The following is a 20,926-nucleotide window of genomic DNA, read 5'->3' on the forward strand; positions in this document are numbered from 1 at the left end:
CAGCGCACCGATTCGGGGCGCTCTCGCATTCAGTAGAAACAGGTCGACGCGAGATGCTCAGCACCCTTCCGGCCGGCACCGGCCAATTCCCCCGCAGCGCCACCCCGTCCGCCCCTTGGTGGCGCGATGCGGTGATCTACCAGGTCTACGTCCGCAGCTTCCTCGACAGCACCGGTGACGGCGTCGGCGACCTGGCCGGCGTACGGGCCGGGCTTCCCTACCTCAGGAAGCTCGGTGTCGACGGCATCTGGCTCAGCCCCTTCTACCCGTCGCCGCAGCACGACCACGGCTATGACGTCGCCGACTACTGCGGCGTCGACCCCGTCTACGGCGACCTCGCCGAATTCGACCGGCTGGTGTCCGACGCCCGGCGACTCGGGTTCAAGCTCCTGCTCGACATCGTCCCCAACCACTGCTCCAGCGAGCACCCGTGGTTCCGCGACGCGCTCGCCGCGGGTCCGGGCAGCGCGGCGCGCTCCCGCTTCCACTTCGCGCCCGGCCGCGGCCCGGACGGAGCGGAGCCGCCCAACAACTGGCGCGCCATGTTCGGCGGTCCCGCCTGGAGCCGGATCACCGAACCCGACGGCACCCCCGGAGAGTGGTACCTGCACCTCTTCACGCCCGAGCAGCCCGACCTGAACTGGCGCGACCCGGCCGTGGGCGACGACTTCGAACGGGTGCTGCGCTTCTGGCTGGACCGCGGTGTCGACGGCTTCCGCATCGATGTCGCCGCCGGACTGTTCAAACACCCCGAACTCCCCGACTCGGACGACCCGGGAGCGGACGAGCGGGCCCGCGACGCCGTCAACCAGCTGGCCTGGAACCAGCCCGAGGTCCACGACGTGTGGCGCCGCTGGCGCTCGGTGTGCGAGGAGTACACGGCCCGGGACGGTCACGAGCGGCTGCTGGTCGGAGAGGTGTCCGTGCCGACCGCGCGCGAGCACGCCCAGTACGTCCGCCCCGACGAACTGCACCAGGCGTTCTTCTTCGACCTGCTCAGCGCGCCCTGGGACGCCGACGCCTTCCGCGCGACGATCACCGAGGCGATCCGCGACATCGCCGGCACCGGCTCCACCGTCACCTGGGTGCTCAACAACCACGACCAGGTCCGCACGGTCACCCGCTACGCGGGGGAGCCCGGGGTGGAAGGCAGCGGACTGGGAGCCGCCCGCGCCCGCGCCGCCGCCCTCCTGATGCTCGCCCTGCCCGGCGCCGCGTACGTCTACCAGGGCGAGGAGCTCGGCCTCCCCGAGGTCCTCGACCTGCCCGACGAGGTCCTCACCGACCCGATCTTCCAGCGCACCGGCAGCCGCAAGCACGTCCGGGACGGCTGCCGCGTGCCGCTGCCCTGGTCCGGGCACGCCTCCCCGTTCGGCTTCAGCCAGGAAGCGGTCGGCGCCAAGCCGTGGCTGCCGCAGCCCGAATGGTTCGCCGAGCACGCCACCGACCGCGCCCTCGCCGACACCCGTTCCTTCTGGCACCTCTACCGCGACGGACTCCAGCTGCGGCGCACCCTGCCGCAGCTCGGCGACGGAACCCTGCGCTGGCTGGACGCGCCCGCCCAGGTACTGGCGATCGCCCGCGGCGAGGGCCTGGTCTGCGCGGTGAACTTCGGCACGGAGCCGGTGCCCGCCCCGGTCCCCGGGACTCCGCTGCTCGCCAGCGGCCCCTGCCCCGACGGTGTGCTCCCCGCGGCGACCGCCGCCTGGTGGACGGGCGAGTGCCCGGCCCCGTGACCCCCGGGGAGTACGGCCCGACTCGGTCCCTCCCCGCCTTCGACCCTCCCCGTCCCCGCACCCCCCGCAAGTGAAGCCAGCACCCACCTCCGTAGCCAGGCCTTCCTCGAAAAGGACCTCATCATGCGACGACCCAGCAAGACCACCCGACGGACCGCTGCCACCGGTGCGGCGGCCCTCGCCCTCGCCCTCGGTGCCACCGCCTGCGGTGGCACCACCGGCCCTGCGAGCGGCGGTGAGCTCAGCGGCCAGACGGTGACCGTGGCAGGCGTCTGGACCGGCAGCGAGCAGAAGAACTTCAAGAAGGTCCTGGACGCCTTCACCGAGAAGACCGGCGCCAAGACGGTCTTCGTCCCCTCCGGCGACAACGTCTCCACCTTCGTCGGAAGCAAGATCGAGGGCGGCAACGCGCCCGACGTGGTGATGGTTCCCCAGGTGGGTGTGCTCCGGCAGTTCGCCAAGGAGGGCTGGCTCCAGCCCCTTTCCGAGCAGGCCTCCAACACGGCCGGCGCAACCCTCGCCCCGGTGTGGAGAAACTACGGCACCGTCGACGGCACGTACTACGGCCTCTACTTCAAGGCAGCCCACAAGTCCACCGTCTGGTACGCCCCCGAGACCTTCACCCAGGCCGGCGTCACCGAGCCCAAGAGCTACACCGACCTGCTGAAGGCCGGACGCACCCTCGCCGACTCCGGCCGCCCGGCCTTCGCCATAGCCGGCGAGGACGGCTGGACCCTCACCGACTGGTTCGAGAACATCTACCTCTCCCAGGCCGGTCCGGAGAAGTACGACCAGCTCGCCCAGCACCAGCTGAAGTGGACCGACGCGAGCGTCGTCAAGGCGCTGACGACCCTCGGGGAACTGTTCAAGGACAAGCAGCTCGTCGCCGGTGGCGCCCAGACGGCGCTGAGCACCGACTTCCCCTCGTCGGTCGAGCAGGTCTTCGGCCCCGAGCCCAAGGCGGGCATGGTCTACGAGGGCGACTTCGTCGGCGGCGTCGCCAAGGACCAGTTCGGCAAGCAGCCCGGCAAGGACGCCAAGTTCTTCCCCTTCCCCGCGGTCGAAGGCGGCAAGGCCCCGGTCGTCAGCGGAGGTGACGCGGCCGTCGTCCTCAAGCAGGGCAAGAACAGCAAGGCGGGCATGAAGCTGCTCGAATTCCTGGCCGGACACGATGCGGCCGAGGTCTGGGCCGGAGCGGGCGGCTTCCTGTCCCCGAACATCCAGGTCGAGATGGCCGCGTACGGCGACTCCGTCACCCGCAGCACCGCCGAGTCCCTCATCGGGGCGGGCGACTCGATCCGCTTCGACATGTCGGACCAGGCCCCCGCCGCGTTCGGCGGCACCAAGGGCGCGGGCGAGTGGAAGGTCCTCCAGGACTTCCTGCGCGACCCGTCGGACCCGCAGGGCACGGCCGCGAAGCTCGAGGCCGAGGCCGCCAAGGCCTACGGGAACTGAGGCGGCTCCCATGGCTGACACCCTGACCACCCGCGCCGCGGCCGACACGCGGCGCCGGGCCCAGCGAAGGAAGCGCCGTCTCGCGGTGGTCTTCGTCCTGCCGTCCCTGCTGCTGCTCGGCGCGCTGGTCGTCTACCCCGTCCTCTTCTCCCTCGGCCGCAGCTTCTTCGACGCGAGCGGCGACCGCTTCGTCGGAGCCGGGAACTACGCGGCGATCATCCACGACCCGGCCACCCTCAAGGCGATCCGCAACAGCACCATCTGGGTCGTCGTCACCCCGACCCTGCTGACCGGACTCGGGCTGATGCTCGCGGTGCTCACCGAGAAGGTGCGCTGGGCGACCGCGTTCAAGCTGGTGCTCTTCCTGCCGATGGCCGTGTCGTTCCTCGCCGCGGGCATCATCTTCCGGCTCGCCTACGAACAGGACCCGGACCGGGGCGTGCTCAACGCAGCCGTCGCCGGCGTCCACGACACCTTCAACGACGCCGCCGCCTACCCGACCGCCCGCGCCCGGGAGGACCAAGGCCTGACGGGCCGGGCGGGCGGCCCGTACAGCACCGGGGAGACCGTACGCCCCGGCCGCTCGGTCAGCCTCGGCTTCGTCGGGGTGGCGCCCGACGCGATGCCCGTCGGGGCGAAGGCCGCGGCCGCCGCGGCGCCGGGCACGGACGGCATCGGGGGAGTCGTCTACCTCGACTTCGCCCCCGGCGGCGCCGGCACGCCGGGCAAGGTCGACCCGGGGGAGAAGGGGCTGCCCGGCATGACGGTCGAGGCCGTACGGGACGGCCGGGTGGCCGCGACCGTCACCAGCGCCGCCGACGGGTCGTTCCGCTTCACCGGGCTGGCCGACGGCGAGTACACCGTCAGGCTGCCCGCGGCGAACTTCGCCGCCCCCTACCAGGGAGTGAACTGGCTCGGTCCGGCACTGGTGACGCCGGCCATCATCGGCGCCTACCTGTGGGTGTGGACCGGCTTCGCGATGGTCCTGATCGGCGCCGGCCTCGCGGCCATCCCGCGCGACGCGCTGGAGGCCGCGCGGATGGACGGCGCCAGCGAGGGCCAGATCTTCCGAAAGATCACCGTGCCGCTGCTCGCACCGGTGCTCACCGTCGTCTTCGTGACGCTGGTGATCAACGTGATGAAGGTCTTCGACCTCGTGTACATCATCGCGCCCGGACCGGTCCTGGAAGAAGCGAACGTGCTGGCCACCCGAATGTGGCTGGTCTCCTTCGGCGGCGGTAACGACCAGGGACTCGGCAGCGCGCTCAGCGTGGTGCTCCTCCTGCTCGTCGTCCCGGCGATGATCTTCAACATCCGGCGCTTCCGAAGGAGTGGAGCATGAGCGGCCACAGCACCATCGAGCGTCGACCGACCGGGCGGGCTTCCAGGCGGCGGACGGTGACCGTCCGGCCCAGCCCCGTCTCGTCCGCCCCCGGGTCGCGGCGCGGGAGCCGGCTGTCGCGCCTGCTGAGCAACTCCGCAGTCCAGGGCGCGCTGATCCTGGTCGCCCTCGTATGGATCACCCCGCTGGCGGGCCTCCTCCTGTCGTCGATGCGCTCCGAGCGGGACAACGCCTCCGAGGGCTGGTGGACCGCGCTCACCGATCCGTCCCAGCTGTCCCTGGACAACTACGGCGCCCTGCTGAAGGACTCCGGCATCGCGGCGGCTTTCGTGAACACCGTCCTGATCTCGGTGCCCACCACCGTCCTGGTGGTCGGCATCGCGGCTCTCGCCGGATACGCCTTCGCGTGGCTGGAGTTCCCCGGCCGGGACGGCATCTTCCTGGTGGTCGTCGGACTGCTGGTCGTCCCCGTGCAGATCGGTCTGCTGCCCGTGGCGAAACTCTTCGGTGCGGTGGGACTGTTCGGCTCGATCGCGGGCGTCGTCCTCTTCCACGTCGCATACGGGCTGCCGTTCGCGATCTTCCTGCTGCGCAACTACTTCGCCGAGATACCCTGCGAAATGCTGGAAGCCGCCCGGATGGACGGCGGCAGCGAGTGGCGGATCTTCTCCCGGCTCGTCCTGCCGCTCGGCCGCCCGGCCATCGCGAGCCTGGCCATCTTCCAGTTCCTCTGGGTCTGGAACGACATGCTCGTGGCGCTGCTCTTCGCGGACAGCGGGTCCCAGCCGCTCACGGTCGCGCTGCAGTCCCAGATGCGGCAGTTCGGTAGCAACATCGGCGTCCTCGCGCCGGGGGCGTTCCTGTCCCTGGTGGTCCCGCTGATCGTCTTCTTCGCCTTCCAGCGGCACTTCGTCCAGGGCGTGATGGCGGGCTCGGTGAAATAGCTCGGTGAAACAGCCGCTCCGCCCCGCGCCCGCCGTCGGTGGGTGGGTGGGTGGACGGTGACCGTACGAGGCCCCGGGACATCCGTCCCGGGGCCTCGTCGTGCACGTCGTGTCCGAGCCGGCTCACGGAGAGGCGATGGGTCGCTCCGGCGGGCCGTGAACGGCCTGCTGCTCATGCGGAGGGGGGCCGGACAGCCTCGTCGAACCGCAGGAGGCCGCGGACGTACGTCGGCTGATGTCCGCCGGCCGACGTCCGCCCGCGGACACCGGCTCAGGAAGTGACGTCGTTGATGATGTTGGCGATCACCCAGATCAGCCAGGCCACGGGCAGCAGCACGGCAAGGCTCGTCGCGCGCTTCAGCACCGGCGCCCCGGTCTGCAGTCGCACGTGGCCGCCGGTCGGCTCGGGCAGCCGGTTCACCTTCCCCAGTGCCACCCGGTTGGCTATGAGCGTGAACGGCGTGAACAGCACCAGCGACAGCGGCGACCACCATCCTTGCCACAGCGTCCGCGCGGTCATCTCGCGGAAGAACGAGGTGCCGCACCCGCGGCAGAAGGGGCCTTCCATCTTGTGGAACCGCATCAGCACCAGCACGCCCTGGTGGAGACGGAAGGTCACCGGGGCCGCCGGGAACGCCCCGCAATGGCGGCACGTCATCGCCGCCGCCCCCGGGTACGCGGGGCCGGGACCGGACGCCGGCCATCCCGCGGGCGGCTGGGGACCGAAGCCGGGAGGGGTCTGGCCCGTGGCCGGACCGGCCGGCCACGACCCGCTTGGCTGGGCGGACGAGGAGTTGACAGTCATCAGGGAAATTCCTTGCGCATGAAACGGCGGCGCGCTGAGCGGGCCACCTGTAGGTGAGGGCAGAGCAGGAACGGTTCACCCGATCACGTGACTCCACTACGCCCTGCGATCACCGGATGATCCAGTCTGCGGCCCCATCATGCATGCGCGACGACCCGCGACCAATTCCTCGTCCGTCCCCTCCTGTGCGGTGTCAGGACGTCAGGACCCCGGCGACGGACGGACGGTGAGGGTGCCCTCCGGGTCGTGGGTGATGCCGGTGCCGAACGGGCTGCCGGTGCGGGCGAGAACCTCGCGGAGCCAGTCGGTGTCCTCACGCGAGGCGCGCCGCAGGCGCATCCGGTGGGCCTGAAGGGGGACGAGGCGGGCGTGATGGAGCCGCCCGGTGTCCGGTTCCAGCGAGAGGAGGTACAGCAGCCGCAGATCGTCCCGGTACCGGTCGTGGCCGCCGATGCCCTCGTAGTCGTCGATCAGGTCGCCGCAGCCGTAGAGGACCGGATGTCCCCGGTACACCTCGAACGGTCGCGGATGGTGCGAGGAGTGCCCGTGGACGACGTCCGCGCCACCGTCGACGAGTGCGTGCGCGAAGCGGATCTGATCGCGGGGGACGGCGTAGCCCCAGTTGGAACCCCAGTGGATCGAGACGACCACGAGGTCGCCGGCCCCTTTCGCCCGCCGGACACGGCCGGCCACCTCGGCCGCGGCCGCCTCCGAGGCCTCGTCGGAGAGGTCGATCCCGCTCCGGTCCGCGGTGGCCGCCCATGTGTGGGGGATACCGCTGGACGCCATGCCCAGGGAGAAGACCAGCAGGCGCCGGCCGCCGGAGAGGGAGAGGGCCACGGGCCGCCGCGCCGCGGCCAGGTCCCGGCCCGCCCCCGCCGTCCGCAGTCCTGCGGCGGCGAGGGAGTCCAGGGTCTCGGCCAGCCCGCGGCGGCCGTAGTCCAGGACGTGATTGTTGGCGAGGGCGCAGGCGTCGGGGCGGGCGGCGGCCAGACAGGGCAGGTTGGCGGGGTGCATCCGGTAGTGGACGGCCTTGCCGGGGGCGACGTCGTCGCTCTGGGTGACGGATGTCTCCAGGTTGAGGATCCGGGCGTCGGGCGCGGCCGCGTCGAGGAGGTCCAGCGCCTCTCCCCACGGCCAGGAGAAGGGCGCCCGACGCGGAATCGCGCCGTTCACCGCCTCCGCCAGCTCGACGTACGTGCGGGCATCGGTGACGTACGCCTCCGGCAGGGCCGGGTCGCCGGGGTGCGGCAGGATCTGGTCGACACCCCGGCCGAGCATCACGTCCCCGGCGAGGAACAGCGTGACGGGTTCACCACCCATCTCTCCAGGCTAAGCGCCGACCCGCCGGGGATCGAGGGGCAGCCCTCGGGTCCGTGCACCGCCGGGCGCGGGCCCGTGGCAGCCCTCGGGTCCGTGCACCGCCGGGCGCGGGCCGGCCGCCCGCCGCGACCGGCCCGTCCCGGGCGGGCCTCAGCCGACCTGCACCGTGACCGTGCGGCCCGGGGCCACGACCGGGGTCACGTAGGTGTACGTCACCCCGTCGATCACCTTGGTGCGGGCCGGCTGGGACACCCCGTCGACCGTGACCGTCGCGAACGTACCGGGGAACCGGGCCTCCCAGGTGTACGGGGCGCTGCCCGAGCCGTGCGTGAGCGAGGACTTCGTCGCCCCGTCGTGGCGCAGGGAGAAGGCCGAGCCGCCGACCCGCAGGTCGTCGATCCGCAGCCAGTCCATGCCCGACGGCAGCCGGGACTGGGTGCTCAGGGTGCGCGCCGGCGCGTTGGGGGTGACTCCCATCAGGCCCTCGACGGTCTGGCCGAGCAGGGTGAAGGAGACCTCCGGGTAGTCCCCGTTGGTGCCCTGCCTGGTGTTCACGTGCTGGACGTCCTTGCGGTCGTAGACGTCCTTCATCCACTTCCAGGCGGTGTCGTTGCGGTTGTTCCGGAAGAACGTGTCCGGCAGGTAGGTGAGGGCTTCGACGTTGGAGGGACGGCCCGAGCCCGAGGCCTGCTGGTCGATGTAGTCCAGGTAGGCCTCACGGCGGGCACCGGGTTCGACGATCTGCTTCATCGGCATGAACCAGCTGTTCTCCTTGCCCCAGCCGGTCAGTGCGCGGCCGTCCGTGGTGTAGCCGCGCACCATGTCCGCGCCCGAACCGGTTCCGCTCCAGGCCGAGTTGAAGTACGCCTTCAGGTCCCGCGCCTTGGTCTCGTACCGGTCCGCGAGTGTGCAGTCCCCCTTGGCCCGGGCGAGCGAGGCCATCGCCAGGTACGCCTGGTACTGGGAGCCGATCGCGTCGCCGGCCTCGGCGAGCGGCTCGCTGCTCTGCTCGTTGTAGCTGGCCGTGCCTTGGAAGATGCCCTTGCCGGTGCCCTCGGCCACCTTGACCGCGCCGTTGTCCTTGAGTCCGTCGTGCAGGGTGACGAACTCGTCGGTGGCGTGCCGGTAGAAGTCCCACAGGGCCGGGTCGTCGACGTACGAGCGGTCCCCGCTCCAGCGGTACGCCTCCTCGGACTTCTGTACCAGCTCGAACGTGGCGGGCACCTCGCGGACGAAGTTCGTGGGGCTCTTGTAGTCGATCGACAGGTAGGTCTTCGCGTCGAAGTTGAACGCCCACGCCGGGTAGTACTTGTGCGCGGGAGTGGCGGACGCGGCGAAGGAGCGGAGCATCGCCTTGTTTTCCGCATGCAGGCCGAGGACCCCGGCGCCGGCCAGCTGGTGGGCCATGTCGCGCGAGTAGTAGCCGCTGCGGTTGGCGTAGCCGGCCCAGTAGGAGGCGGCGTAGATGCCGGTGCCGCTGCCGCCGGTGTTGTTCTCGTCGACGTTGAGCGGGCCCTGGGTCCCGGGCAGGTGGACCCAGCTGTTGGCCTTCCGCTTGGACCAGTCGAACATCTCGACGACCTTCGGGTCGGAGGAGCTGATCCGGGGGTCCGCAGGGGAGGCGGGGGAGAGCATCACGTCGTCGGCGTTGACCCAGGAGTCCCCCGACTCGAAGGCGATCTCCAGTCTGTCGCCGGGGGTGAGGGAGATCCGGCTGAGCGTGTAGCGCCGGTAGTTGGAGCTGCCGGGCAGGGTCTGCGCCGCGGCGACCACGCCGTTGACGCGGGCGACGTACCGGCCGTTCGGCCCGCCCGTCGCGATCCAGGCGGATATGTCGTAGGCGCCCGGGCCCGTGGCCGTCACGGTCTGGGACACCTTCATGCCGGACCCGGCGTCCAGATACGCGAGCCGCCCCCCGCCGTGCGGGTAGTTCGTGGCGACCCCGGTGCCGGAGGTGAACTGCCATCCCGTACTGCCCTGTTCGAAGCCGGGGTTGACGACGGTGAGCGGGGCGGGCGCGGCGGGCGTGGCGGGCGCGTGGGGTGCGGCCTGCCCGGTGGCGGTGCCCGCGGGCGCCGCCGTGGCGGGGCCGGCGACGGCGAGCGGGGCGAGTGGGGTGAGCGGGACGAGCAGGGCGAGAGCGGACAGCAGTGACACACGGGAACGCGTCATCGGGTTCTCCCGGGGTGTGGTGGGGCGACCGGTCTGAGGTGAGCTGGGCGCGCGGCACGCTAGCAACCGGCCCTGAAGGTTTGCAACGGCTCTCACCAGAATCGCTTGCAGGATAGGACTGAAAGTTTTCATCTGACTCTTGCAAGTCGAGAGTTGACGTTGTTACAGTCCCGGCCAGTCGGGCTTCCAACGGTGCGAGCAGGAGTGTTCAGCAATGGAACTGGAACGTCGAAGAGTGCTGAAGATCGGCGGAGCGATCGCTGCGGGAGCCGGGCTCACCGGCCTGACCGCCTGCTCCGGGACCGGCGACACGGGCCAGGGCGGAACCACCGGCGAGAAGCACAAGGGCAGGATCTCGGTCTGGTCCTGGCAGGGGCCGGCCGCCGAGATGAAGGCCCTCCTCCCGGAGTTCAACAAGAAGTACCCGGAAATAGAGGTGACGGTCGAGGACATCGGCAACCCGGCGATCTGGGACAAGATCACCACCGGTCTGGCGGCCGGGGGCCAGGGCCTCGCCGACGTCCTGCACATCGGCGTCGACTACCTGCCGGGCTACGTGGAGAAGTTCCCCGGCGGCCTTGCCGACCTCGGCCCGCTGGGTGCGAACGCCTACCGGGACGCCTTCGCCCAGGGCCTGTGGCAGACCGTGTCCCCCGACGGCAAACGCGTCAACGCCCTTCCCTGGGAGGCGAACTCGGCGGGCTTCTACTACCGCGCCGACATCTTCGAGAAGGCCGGGGTCGACGCCGGCGCCCTCCAGACCTGGGAGGAAGTCATCGAGGCCGGCAAGGAGATCAAGCAGAAGACCGGCGCCCACCTGCTGGGCATCGACAAGCCCGCCTCGCAGGCCGACGCCGCCAACTTCTTCCAGATGCTCCTGCAGTTGCAGGGCACCTTCTACTTCAACCTCGCCGGGGACATCACCCTCGGCTCCCCGGAGGCCGTGAAGGCCATGACGCTCATCAAGACGATGAACGACGCCGACCTGGTCAGTGACCTCTCCGGCGGCTGGAACACCCTGATGACCTCCCTGAAGCAAGGGACCGCGGCCGTCCTGCCCATGCCCACCTGGTTCGGCGGCGTCGTCGAGGAGCAGGTGCCCGGGGAAGCGGGGAAGTGGAAGGTTCGGCTTCCCCCGGCCGTACGCCGGGGCGGCTCCACCGCGGCCATGGTCAACTCCACCCACCTCGCCGTCGCGGGCAGCAGCAAGCACCAGGCCGCCGCCTGGTCCTTCATCGAGTTCGTCCTCACCCGCCCCTCCTCCCAGGTGCAGATCTACAAGGGCAAGGGCATCGCCCCCGCCCTCATGGAGGCGTACGACGACGCGGTCTTCCACGAGCCCTCGCCGTTCTTCAGCGGTCAGAAGAAGGGGGAGGTCTTTCTTGAAGCCCTCAAGGCCCCCTCGTCCGCCTTCAACTACACCGCCGACTACGCCCGCGCCCTCAAGCTGGTCACCGACGCCCAGTCCAAGGTGCTCCTGGGAGGCGCGGACCCGGCGAAGGTGCTGGGGGAGGCCGCCGACCAGCTCGCCCGGCAGACCGGACGCAAGGTCTCCCGATGACCACGACGCTCACCGGCCGCACGGCCTTGGCCGCCCCCTCCCGGGGGGCGGCCCCGAGGCCACGGCCGCGCCGCCGCGTCGCCCCGTACCTGTTCGTGCTGCCCGCGCTGCTGCTGTTCGCGGCCTTCAAGGTCTATCCCATCGTCCGGTCCTTCGTGATCAGCCTCCACAAGACCGTCGGCGGGACCGAGCGGTTCGTCGGCGCAGAGAACTACACCCGGCTGATGGGCGATCCGCTGTTCTGGACAGCCCTGAAGAACACCTCGGTGATCCTCGTCGTCCAGGTGCCCCTCATGCTGGCCCTCGCCACCGGGCTCGCCGTGGCCCTGAACTCCACCCTGCTGCGCCGCCGTGCGGTCTTCCGGCTCGGCTTCTTCCTGCCGATGGTCACCGGCCTGGTCGCCTACGGCATCCTGTTCTCCGTCCTGCTGAGCAAGGACTACGGGCTGATCAACTGGCTGCTGGACCACCTCGGCGCGGACCCCGTGCCGTGGCTGACCGACCCCCTGTGGGCGAAGGTCTCCCTCGGTCTCGCACTGACCTGGCACTACACCGGCTACAACGCGGTGATCCTGCTCGCCCGCCTGCAGTCCGTGCCCGCCGAGCTGTACGACGCCGCGGCAGTGGACGGGGCCGGCGCCTGGACCTCCTTCCGCCACGTCACCCTGCCGGGTCTGCGCCCCGCGCTCCTGCTCACCACGGTGCTCTCCACCATCGGCACCCTGCAGATCTTCGACGAGCCGTACGTACTGACCGGCGGCGGCCCGGACAACGCCACCCTGACCATCGGCCTGTACCTGTACCAGAACGCCTTCAAATACTTCGACTTCGGGTACGCCTCCGCGATCGCCTACGCCCTGGCCGTCCTCATCGGCATCCTCGGCGTGATCCAGTTCCGCCTCCTGGGGGAGAAGCCATGACCGCCGCCCGCCACCGCGGCAGGAGCATCCTGCTGACCTCCGGACTCGCGATCGCGCTCGCCGCCTTCGTGCTCCCCTTCTACTGGCTCGTGGTCGCCGCCACCCACAGCTCCACGGAGATCTTCGACAGCCCGCCGCCGCTGCTGCCCGGCGGACACCTCGCGGCCAACCTCCAGACGCTCCAGGAAACCGCCCGGTTCGGCCGGGTGGTCCTCAACTCCCTTTTCATCGCGGTCGTCTACACCCTGTGCGCCGGGGTCGTCTGCGCCCTGGCCGGGTACGGCTTCGCCAAGTACCGCTTCCGAGGCCGCGAGGCGCTGTTCGGGCTGCTCATGCTGGGGCTCGTCATCCCCGCCCAGGTCACCCTCGTACCGCTCTTCCAGATGATGGCCGAGCTGCGCTGGCTGAACACGTACCAGGCCGTGATCATGCCCAACCTGGCCCTGCCCTTCGGCATCTTCCTGATGCGCCAGTCGATGGCCGCGCTCCCCGACGAACTCCTCGACTCGGGACGCATCGACGGCTGCGGGGAACTGCGACTGTTCTGGAAGGTCGTGCTCCCGCCGATGAAGCCCGCGCTGGCCGCCCTGTCGATCTTCCTCTTCCTCTACCAGTGGAACGACTTCATCTGGCCGCTGATCGTCCTGCGCGACAGCGCTTCGTACACCATCCCGGTGGCCCTGGCCTCCCTCCAGGGCCTCGACCAGACCGACTACGGCGCGATCCTCGCGGGAACCGCGGCCGCCGCGATCCCGATGGCCCTCGTATTCCTGGCGCTCCAGCGCCAGTTCGTGTCCGGCCTGCTCGCCGGCGCCGTGAAGGAGTGACTGTGCAGACCACCACCGCCCCGGCGGACGGCACCGAGGCCGTGACCACCGCGGGGCTGGCGCCCGCCCGCCACGAGCCCCTGCTCGACGGCGTCTCGATCGCCGTCCTGTCCCCCACCCCGGGCATCCGCCCCGCCTGGTCGCTGGGTGAACTCACCGCCGGACTGCACGTGCTGGAGGTGCGGGCCGACGGCGCCCCCGTCGAGATCCGCTTCTCCGTGCCCCTGGGCGACGCCGCCGGATACTGGCATCCCCAGGGCGGCTGGCGGCGCACGCTCCTCGCGGACTGGGAGGGCCGCTCCCGGGTCTCGCTCGTCGACGGACACGCCGCCGGATGCCTGTACGACCACACCGGCACCACGATCCTCACCTTCGCCGCCGCCGACCCGGTCCCCGAGGCGACCCTGCGCTTCGGCGTGTCCGAGGAGAACGACACCCACGTCGTCCACCTCCGCCTGCCCGCCTCACCGGAGCCCCACCGGCTCCTGCTCGTCCCCCGCTCACCGTCCGTGGCCGTCGCCGCGCGGGCCCTGCGCGCCTGGTTCGCCACCGCGCTCGCCCCCATGCCGGTGCCCGACGCGGCCCGCACCCCGGTCTACTCCACCTGGTACGCCTTCAACCAGGACGTCAGCGCGGCGGCCGTCGAAACCCAGGCCGAACTGGCCGCGGGCCTCGGCTGCGGCGCGCTGATCCTGGACGACGGCTGGCAGGAACTGGGCCACGGGCGCGGTTACGCGGGCTGCGGGGACTGGATGCCCGACCGGGCCAAGTTCCCGGACTTCGCCGGACACGTGGCCCGGGTCCGGGCCCGCGGGCTGCGCTACCTGGCCTGGGTGGCGCCCCTGCTGCTCGGCTCCGAGGCCGCCTGCCACGACCGGTGGGCGCCCTGCGCGCCCGCCGCCGCCACCGTGCCCGGCGCGCACGTGCTCGACCCGCGGCGCCCCGAAGTACGCGCCCACGTCGTGGGGCTCTGCGTCCGGCTGGTCCGGGCGTACGGACTCGACGGGCTGAAGCTCGACTTCCTCGACCAGGCCATGGTGTACGCGGACGACGGCGCGGGTGACGTCGGACAGGCCATGGTGGCCCTGCTGGCGGAACTGCGCGCGGCGCTGGAAGCCGTACGCCCGGGCCTGCTGCTGGAACTGCGCCAGCCCTACACGGGACCCGGCATGGCTCCCTTCGGCAACATGCTGCGCTCCTTCGACTGCCCGGCGGACGCGACCGCGAACCGGGTCCGCACCCTCGACACCTCACTGCTCGCCGTCGGCGGCGCCGTCCACTCCGACATGCTCCTGTGGTCACCGGACGCGCCCGTGACCGCGGTGGCCCGGCAGCTGATCGGGGCCCTGCACGCGGTCCCGCAGATCTCCGTACGGCTGGACCGGGTGCCGGCGGCGCACCGGGAGGCGGTCGGCTTCTGGCTGCGCCAGTGGCGGCTCCACCGCGAGCTGCTGCTGGACGGGGAGGTCGAACCGGGCCGGCCCGACGAGCTGTACCCGCTGGTGCGGGCGAGCGCCGGCGACCACTGTCTGCTGAGCGTGCACGGCGACCGGGTCGTTCCGCTGGACTTCGCCGCACACCGGCACTTCCACCTGGTCAACGGCTCCGACCGGGACCGGGTGATGGTCGAGGTGCGGGGCGGGGGGGCCCGGATCCAGGGCGTGGTCCACGGGCCGGACGGCCGTATCATGGACGGTCCGCCGGCGTATCTGCCGGAGGGAGCACGCTCGCTGGCCGTGCCGCGCGGCGGTCTGGCATCGCTCACGATCACGGAAGGACCGCGATGAAGGTCGGGATCACCGAGGTCGCAGCTCGCGCCCGGGTCAGCGAGGCGACCGTCAGCCGGGTGATCAACCGACGCCAGGGCGTGTCGAAGAAGACCCGGGACGCGGTCGAACAGGCCATGGCGGAGCTCGGCTACGAGCGTCAGACGCAGGGCCAACTGGTGGCAGTGATCACTGAGTTCGTCTCCAACCCGTTCTTCGCGGACGTGGCCGAGCGCATCGAGTCGGCACTGGCCCCGCACGGGCTGAAGACGGTCCTGTGCCCCGCCTTCCCGGGCGGAGTGCAGGAACGGGACTTCATCTCCGCGCTCGTCGACAAGGGCATCGCGGCCGTCGTCTTCCTGTCCGCCTCCAACACCGTCGAGGGCGCCGACACCGAGACGTACGAGCTGCTGCGCCAGCGCCGGGTCCCCTATGTCGGGATCAACGGCGAGTTCGCGGACGGGGTTCCCACCCCGGTCTTCTCCACGGACGACGCGCTCGCCGCCGAACTCGCCGTCGACCACCTCCACCGGCTGGGCCACCGGAGGATCGGGATGGCCTCGGGCCCTGCGGGCAACCAGCCCGCCGACCGCCGCGTCCGGGGCTTCCTGGAGGCCATGGCCAAGCGGGGCATCGAGGAGCCGGAGCGCTGGGTGGTACGGCAGTCCTACACGGTGGAGGGCGGCCAGGCCGCCGTCGGCCCGCTGCTGACGCTGGGTGCCACAGCGATCGTGGCGGCCAGCGACTACATGGCACTCGGCGCGATCCGGGGCGTCCGGCGCCAGGGGCGCTCCGTGCCCGGCGACGTGTCGGTGGTGGGTTACGACGGTTCCGCCATCACCGAGTTCACGGACCCGCCCCTGACCACGGTGCGCCAGCCCGCCGACAGACTGGCGCTGGAGGTGGGCCGCAGCGTACTGGCACTGGTCAGCAACCGGGACGTACCCGTCGGGGAACTGCTTTTCGATCCCGAGCTGGTGATCCGTGCCACCACCGGACCGGCTCCGGGGGATCCGGACCCCGGAGTCTGATCCGGACCCCGGACCCCGGACCCCGGAACCCCGGAGCCTGGCGGGGGTCACCGCACGCCCCGGCAGGGCTTCACTCCTTCGGCGCAGCCGTGTTCCGCAGATACGGCAGCCGGGACAGGGGCGCGTCGATCCACACCGTGGCCGGGCCGACGTACGACCGGCCGTCGTCGGCCAGCCACGTGCCCGGCGGGATGAGGACCTCACGCCCGGCCGAGCCCTTGGTCACCACGGGAGCCACCATCAGGCTGTCGCCCAGCATGAACTGGTCGGTGACCGTCGCATAGCCCTGGTGGGGGAAGGACCATTCGAGGGGCCGCTGGATCGGTTCGCCCGTGGCCGCGGCGTGCGCGGCGAGAGCGAGTATCTCCGGGGCCAGCTCGGTGTGCAGGCGGGCGGCCGCGCGGACGAGGGCGAGGCCGTCGGCGGAGAGCACGCGCCAGGGCGCTGCCGAGAACTGCATCATGGGGAACAGCGCGGCGATCTGGGAGTAGCGGACGAACAGCTCCTCGTCGAAACCCTCGCCGTCCTCCCCCGGGACGAAACGGAACTCACCGCCCCCGATCATGTCGGGACAGGTGAACGCATGTCCGGTCAGCGCCTGGGCCAGGGCGTTCGGGATCAGGCTGGCCAGCCCGAAGCGCCCCTCCCACAGGTGGTACTTGTCCTGCTGGCGCTGTGCGAGCGGCAGGCCCGCGGCGCGCCACGCGTCACGGAACTCGTTGAGCGGCCAGTCGGCACCGAAGCGGTTCCACGCGTGGGTGTACGCCTCGGGGTCCGCGCACCCGAGCGAGCGCCACCAGGGCGCGTCGCCGCCGTCGAACTTGAACCCGTCGATGCCGATGTCGTCACGCAGGGCTTCCAGGCGGCCGGTGAGCCACGCCCGCGCCCGGGGATTGAGCAGATCGAGGCCGGAGCTCCACCCGTTCCACCATGCGGCGACCCCGGCCCGCCCGTCCGCGCCGGTGCCGGTGTCGCGGATCAGCAGGCCCTGGTCGCCCAGCTGCCGGGCGGTGGGGGAGTCCGGGGTTACGTAGGGCACGAGCCACAGCATCACCTTGAAGCCGAGCCGGTGGAGCCGGGAGACCATGCCCGCCGGATCGGGGAAGCGCCCGGGATGGAAGGTCCAGTCCCCGTAGTCGTTGCTCCACCGGTCGTCGATCATGAGCACGCCGGGCGGGAAGCCCTCCGCGAGCAAGCGCTCCGCGTACGCCAGTACCTTCGCCTGGGTCGGTTCGAAGACGGTCTCGATCCACAGGTTGTACTGCGGTGCGGCGAAGAGCAGGGGGTCCGGCATCGTTCCGGACGGAGGGTAGTGGCGGGTGATCGCCTGGCGGTAAGCCTCGCGCAGACCGCCGTGCCCCTCGCCGTGCTCGACGACCGCGCCCGGTTCGTGCGCGTGGACGGTCAGCCGGCCGTCGCGGATCGTGAAGGTGAAGGTGCGCTCGCTGTGCACCCAGCGGCCGCGGTCGGAGAGCAGGAGCGGCATGCCCTGGTTGGCCAGTACGTCACGCAGGTCGAAGGTGTAGCCGTCGGGGTACGGCATGTGCCGCCCTTCGGCGACAGCTCCGCCCCACCAGTGTTCCCCGTCGAGGAGGGGGAGTTCGAACGTCGTCATACCTGGGGTCTCTCCGGTGTGGTGGACGGGCGGGCCGGACGGTCTCGGGTCCCGGCGGCCCGCCGCTGAACGGGACGGGCGACCTCGGGCTACTTCACGGTGAAACCCTGTTCCTTGCCGTAGGCCCTCAGCCGTTCCTGCCAGGTGGCCAGCGCACCGGGCAGATTTCCGCCGGGCTGCAGGGCCTGGCCGACGGAGTCCTTGAAGACGCTGTTCGCGTAGACCTGGAACGGCAGGTACTGCCAGCCGGGACGCACGGCCTTCGACATGTCGGCGAAGGTCTCGTTCGGCTTGCTGCCAGGGAAGAACGGCACCTCGGCGCTGCGGAAGCCGGGATCGTCGAGCAGCAGCCTGGTCGCGGGGAACAGGCCCACCTCGGAGTTGAGCGACCTGACTGCCTCCGGGTCGGAGTTGAGCCACTGGGCGAAGGCCACCGAGGCCGCCTTGTTCTTCGCCTGCGTGGTGACCGCGACCGACGAGCCGCCGTTCTCCGCGCTGACCCCGCCCGGCATGGGCGCGACCGACCACTGGCCCCTGCTCTGCGGGATGTTCTGCTCCAGAACGGCCGGCGCCCAGGCGCCGGCCAGCCAGGTCGCGTACCTGCCGGAGGCCATCGACTTCCACCACTCCTCGTTCCAGCTCGCGGTGGAGTCGACCAGCTTGTTCTCGATCAGCGGGCCCCAGGTGTCGGCGTAGGCCTTGGCGCCGCTGTCGTCCTTGAGGTTGACGGTGACGTCGGTGGCGCCGCCCACGGTGTACGGCTTGCCGCCGAAGTCCCAGATCAGGCTGTTGGACGTGCCCGCGTCGCCGGGGTCCACGTACGTGATCCGGACGCTCGGATCGGCGTCGCGGATCTTCTTGGCCAGCGCGCTGTACTCCTCCCACGTGGTCGGCGGCGTCGCGCCGAACCGGTCGAGGACGTCCTTGCGGTAGAACATCGCCATCGGTCCGGAGTCCTGGGGTATGCCGTAGATTCCGTCCGCGAGGCGGACCTGGGACCAGGCCGACTCGGCGAACTTCTCCTCGAGTCCGGCAGCACCGTAGTCGGCGAGGTTGACCAGCGACTTGCTCATCGCGAACTGGGGGAGTGCGAAGTATTCGATCTGCGCGACGTCCGGGGCGCCCGTGCCCGCCTTGAGGACGGTGGTCAGCTTGGTGTACTCGTCCTTGGACCGGCCCGCGTTGACGAGGTGGACCTTGACCTTCGGGTACTTCTTCTCGAACAGCGCGACCGTTTTGTCGATGTTCGGGACCCAGGTCCAGAAAGTGATCTCGGCGGGCTTGTCCAGCGCGGCCCGCACGGCCGCGGGGTCGCCCTGCTGACCGCGGTCGGACGTGCCGGAGCCGCCGCCGCACGCGGCGAGGGAAAGGGCGAGGGCCGCGGCGGTGGCGGCGGTGACGGAGCGGACGAGAGCCGACGTCCCTGGGAACCTGCTCATTTTCGAATCCTTGCCTTCCGGACGGTGAGAGGGGGGCACTGCTACTGCTTGACGCCGCCGGCGGCCAGCCCTGACTGCCAGAACCGCTGGAGGAAGAGGAACGCGACGATCAGCGGGACGATCGCCAGCAGGCTGCCGGTGATCACCAGAGGGAGGATCGGTGTGGCGCCGGCGCCGGCGCCGCCCTGCGCGAGGGAGTCCCACTGGCGCAGCCCGACCGTGAGGGGGAACAGCTCCGGGTCGTTGAGCACGATCAGCGGCAGGAAGTAGTTGTTCCAGGTGGCGACGAGGGTGAACAGCAGCACGGTGACGAAGCCGGGAGCCAGCAGGCGCAGCGAGATGGTGAGGAAGATGCGCAGCTCGCCGGCGCCGTCGATGCGCGCGGCCTCCAGCATCGCGTCGGGAACGGCCTCGGTCGCGTACACGCGCATCAGGTAGAGCCCGAAAGGGCTGGCGAGGGAGGGCAGCAGGACCGCCCACGGTGTGTTGACGATGCCCATGTCGCTGAACAGCAGGTACGTGGGGACCGCGAGTGCGGACGCCGGGATCGAGATCGCCCCGATGACCACGGCCGAGAGCACCCGCCGGCCCACGAAGTCGTACGTGGCCAGGGCGTACCCGCCCATCGTCGCGATGATCGAGGCCCCGCCCGCACCGACCACCGAGTAGAGCAGTGTGTTGCCGAACCAGCGCAGGTAGATCCCGTCGTCGTAGGTGAAGACGTCCCGGATGTTCTCCAGCAGGTGGAAGCCGTCCCCGAACCACAGGCCGGGCGAATCGAAGAGGGTCTGGTTGGACTTCGTCGCGCTGACGGCGAGCCAGAGCAGGGGGATCAGCGTGTACGCGAGCATCAGGCCCATCGCCACGGTCAAGGACGTGGACCCGCCCGGGCGGCGCCGACGGGCATGGCCCCGGGAGCCCCGGCGCCGGGAGGCGGTGCGGCGGGACGCCTCCGCGGTCGACGCCCCGGCGGACCCGTCGGCGGTTGCGGGCGCGGCAGTGGTCACAGCATGCGCTCCCTACGGGCGGTCGTGCGCTGGACCGCGTACGCGACGAGCACGGTCACCAGGCCGAGCAGCACCGCTACGGCGGCCGAGTAGTTGAACTGCCGTCCGTCGAAGGCAAGGCTGTACGCGTACATGTTGGGGGTGTAGTTCGTGGAGACGGCGGCGGGCGCCAGGGACTGCAGGACGCTCGGCTCGTTGAAGAGCTGGAAGCTGCCGATCACCGAGAACGTCGTGGCCATCAGCAGGGCGGGGCGCAGGGCGGGCAGTTTGATGCTGATCGCCTTGCGCAGGGCTCCGGCGCCGTCGACCTCGGCCGCCTCGTACAGCTCCCGGGGGACGGACCGCAGCGCGGCGTAGAAGATCAGCATGTTGTAGCCGACGTAGGACCACGTGACGATGTTGCCGATCGACGCGAGCATCCAGCTCTCGGAGAGCAGGTCGGGCACCTCGGTGTGCAGGAGGTCGCCGATCTCGCCGGCGAGGCCGAAGCGGTCGCCGTACAGGTAGCCCCACATCAGTGCCGCGACCACACCGGGAACGGCGTAGGGGACGAAGATGCCGATCCGGAACAGTCCCGGCGCACGCAACCGCCCACTGTCGATCGCGAGGGCGGCAACAGTCGCGAGGCCGAGCATGAGCGGCACCTGGATCGCGAAGAAGAGTGCCACGCGGCCGAGACCGGCGTGGAACAGGTTGTCCTCGAACGCCTTGGTGTAGTTGTCCAGCCCGGTGAAGACCCTCCCGCCGATCATGCGCTCCTGATAGAGGCTCAGGTTGACCGAGTACATCAGGGGGGCGAGGACTCCGATGACGAAGACGCAGAGGAACGGCAGGAGGAACGCATGGGCGGTGAGGTTGCGCCGAACAGCGCCGCGTCTCACCGCGGTCCCCGGCGGCGGTCGGCGGTGTCTCCATCGCCGAACGGGGCTTGGACGACTCTCACGGATAAGACCTCCGATGCATGTTAGCGCCAACATGGTGGC

The 20,926-nt window shown here is 70.8% G+C and carries 16 protein-coding genes; 9 read left to right on the plus strand and 7 right to left on the minus strand.

The annotated features are described in order from the left end of the window. Positions 1-53: 53 nt before the first annotated feature. The 4 genes from ACFCZ1_RS03640 (at position 54) to ACFCZ1_RS03655 (ending at position 5,477) form a co-directional block, all read left to right on the plus strand. Entirely contained in the window at positions 54-1,736 is a 1,683-nt protein-coding gene (locus tag ACFCZ1_RS03640; RefSeq protein WP_376676666.1) for a glycoside hydrolase family 13 protein, read from the plus strand. A 123-nt stretch (positions 1,737-1,859) separates the two neighbouring features. Continuing rightward, entirely contained in the window at positions 1,860-3,191 is a 1,332-nt protein-coding gene (locus tag ACFCZ1_RS03645; protein ID WP_376676667.1) for an ABC transporter substrate-binding protein, read from the plus strand. 10 nt (positions 3,192-3,201) lie between these two features. Beyond that, a complete protein-coding gene (locus ACFCZ1_RS03650; protein WP_376676668.1) occupies positions 3,202-4,533 on the plus strand; it encodes an ABC transporter permease subunit in 1,332 nt (443 codons plus the stop codon). After that, complete coding sequence (locus ACFCZ1_RS03655; RefSeq protein ID WP_376676669.1) at positions 4,530-5,477, plus strand: carbohydrate ABC transporter permease; 948 nt, start codon at positions 4,530-4,532, stop codon at positions 5,475-5,477. The genes ACFCZ1_RS03650 and ACFCZ1_RS03655 overlap by 4 nt, the downstream gene beginning before the upstream one ends. A 271-nt stretch (positions 5,478-5,748) precedes the next feature. Here the strand turns inward: ACFCZ1_RS03655 and ACFCZ1_RS03660 are convergent, their stop codons facing one another. From ACFCZ1_RS03660 to ACFCZ1_RS03670, 3 genes are all read right to left on the minus strand, one after another. Next, a complete protein-coding gene (locus ACFCZ1_RS03660; protein ID WP_376676670.1) occupies positions 5,749-6,096 on the minus strand; it encodes a hypothetical protein in 348 nt (115 codons plus the stop codon). Positions 6,097-6,483: 387 nt separating this feature from the next. Further along, on the minus strand, positions 6,484-7,605 hold the full coding sequence (locus tag ACFCZ1_RS03665) for a CapA family protein (RefSeq protein ID WP_376676671.1): 1,122 nt from the start codon (positions 7,603-7,605) through the stop codon (positions 6,484-6,486). A gap of 150 nt (positions 7,606-7,755) precedes the next feature. Next, a complete protein-coding gene (locus ACFCZ1_RS03670) occupies positions 7,756-9,777 on the minus strand; it encodes a hypothetical protein (protein ID WP_376676672.1) in 2,022 nt (673 codons plus the stop codon). Between the two features lie 214 nt (positions 9,778-9,991). Here ACFCZ1_RS03670 and ACFCZ1_RS03675 point away from each other — a divergent pair, with 214 nt between their 5' ends. From ACFCZ1_RS03675 to ACFCZ1_RS03695, 5 genes are read left to right on the plus strand one after another with little or no spacing between them, the layout of a single operon-like run. Continuing rightward, the gene (locus ACFCZ1_RS03675) at positions 9,992-11,338 is read left to right on the plus strand and encodes an ABC transporter substrate-binding protein (protein ID WP_376676673.1); all 1,347 of its coding nucleotides are present in this window, start codon (positions 9,992-9,994) and stop codon (positions 11,336-11,338) included. Next, on the plus strand, positions 11,335-12,258 hold the full coding sequence (locus tag ACFCZ1_RS03680; protein ID WP_376676674.1) for a carbohydrate ABC transporter permease: 924 nt from the start codon (positions 11,335-11,337) through the stop codon (positions 12,256-12,258). Before ACFCZ1_RS03675 ends, ACFCZ1_RS03680 begins: the two co-directional genes overlap by 4 nt. Continuing rightward, positions 12,255-13,085, plus strand: a complete 831-nt coding sequence (locus ACFCZ1_RS03685) for a carbohydrate ABC transporter permease (RefSeq protein ID WP_376676675.1) — start codon at positions 12,255-12,257, stop codon at positions 13,083-13,085. Before ACFCZ1_RS03680 ends, ACFCZ1_RS03685 begins: the two co-directional genes overlap by 4 nt. Before the next feature lie 2 nt (positions 13,086-13,087). After that, complete coding sequence (locus tag ACFCZ1_RS03690) at positions 13,088-14,872, plus strand: glycoside hydrolase family 36 protein (protein WP_376676676.1); 1,785 nt, start codon at positions 13,088-13,090, stop codon at positions 14,870-14,872. Next, complete coding sequence (locus ACFCZ1_RS03695; protein WP_376676677.1) at positions 14,869-15,882, plus strand: LacI family DNA-binding transcriptional regulator; 1,014 nt, start codon at positions 14,869-14,871, stop codon at positions 15,880-15,882. Before ACFCZ1_RS03690 ends, ACFCZ1_RS03695 begins: the two co-directional genes overlap by 4 nt. Before the next feature lie 70 nt (positions 15,883-15,952). Here the strand turns inward: ACFCZ1_RS03695 and ACFCZ1_RS03700 are convergent, their stop codons facing one another. The 4 genes from ACFCZ1_RS03700 to ACFCZ1_RS03715 form a co-directional block, all read right to left on the minus strand. Continuing rightward, on the minus strand, positions 15,953-17,497 hold the full coding sequence (locus tag ACFCZ1_RS03700) for a glycoside hydrolase family 31 protein (RefSeq protein ID WP_376676678.1): 1,545 nt from the start codon (positions 17,495-17,497) through the stop codon (positions 15,953-15,955). An 89-nt stretch (positions 17,498-17,586) separates the two neighbouring features. Continuing rightward, complete coding sequence (locus ACFCZ1_RS03705) at positions 17,587-18,936, minus strand: extracellular solute-binding protein (RefSeq protein ID WP_376676679.1); 1,350 nt, start codon at positions 18,934-18,936, stop codon at positions 17,587-17,589. Positions 18,937-18,977: 41 nt separating this feature from the next. Next, a complete protein-coding gene (locus ACFCZ1_RS03710; protein WP_376676680.1) occupies positions 18,978-19,943 on the minus strand; it encodes a carbohydrate ABC transporter permease in 966 nt (321 codons plus the stop codon). Continuing rightward, the gene (locus ACFCZ1_RS03715) at positions 19,940-20,824 is read right to left on the minus strand and encodes a carbohydrate ABC transporter permease (protein ID WP_376676681.1); all 885 of its coding nucleotides are present in this window, start codon (positions 20,822-20,824) and stop codon (positions 19,940-19,942) included. Before ACFCZ1_RS03715 ends, ACFCZ1_RS03710 begins: the two co-directional genes overlap by 4 nt. Positions 20,825-20,926: the final 102 nt, after the last annotated feature.

The organism is Streptomyces sp. NPDC056224 (assembly GCF_042267665.1).
Classification (GTDB): domain Bacteria; phylum Actinomycetota; class Actinomycetes; order Streptomycetales; family Streptomycetaceae; genus Streptomyces.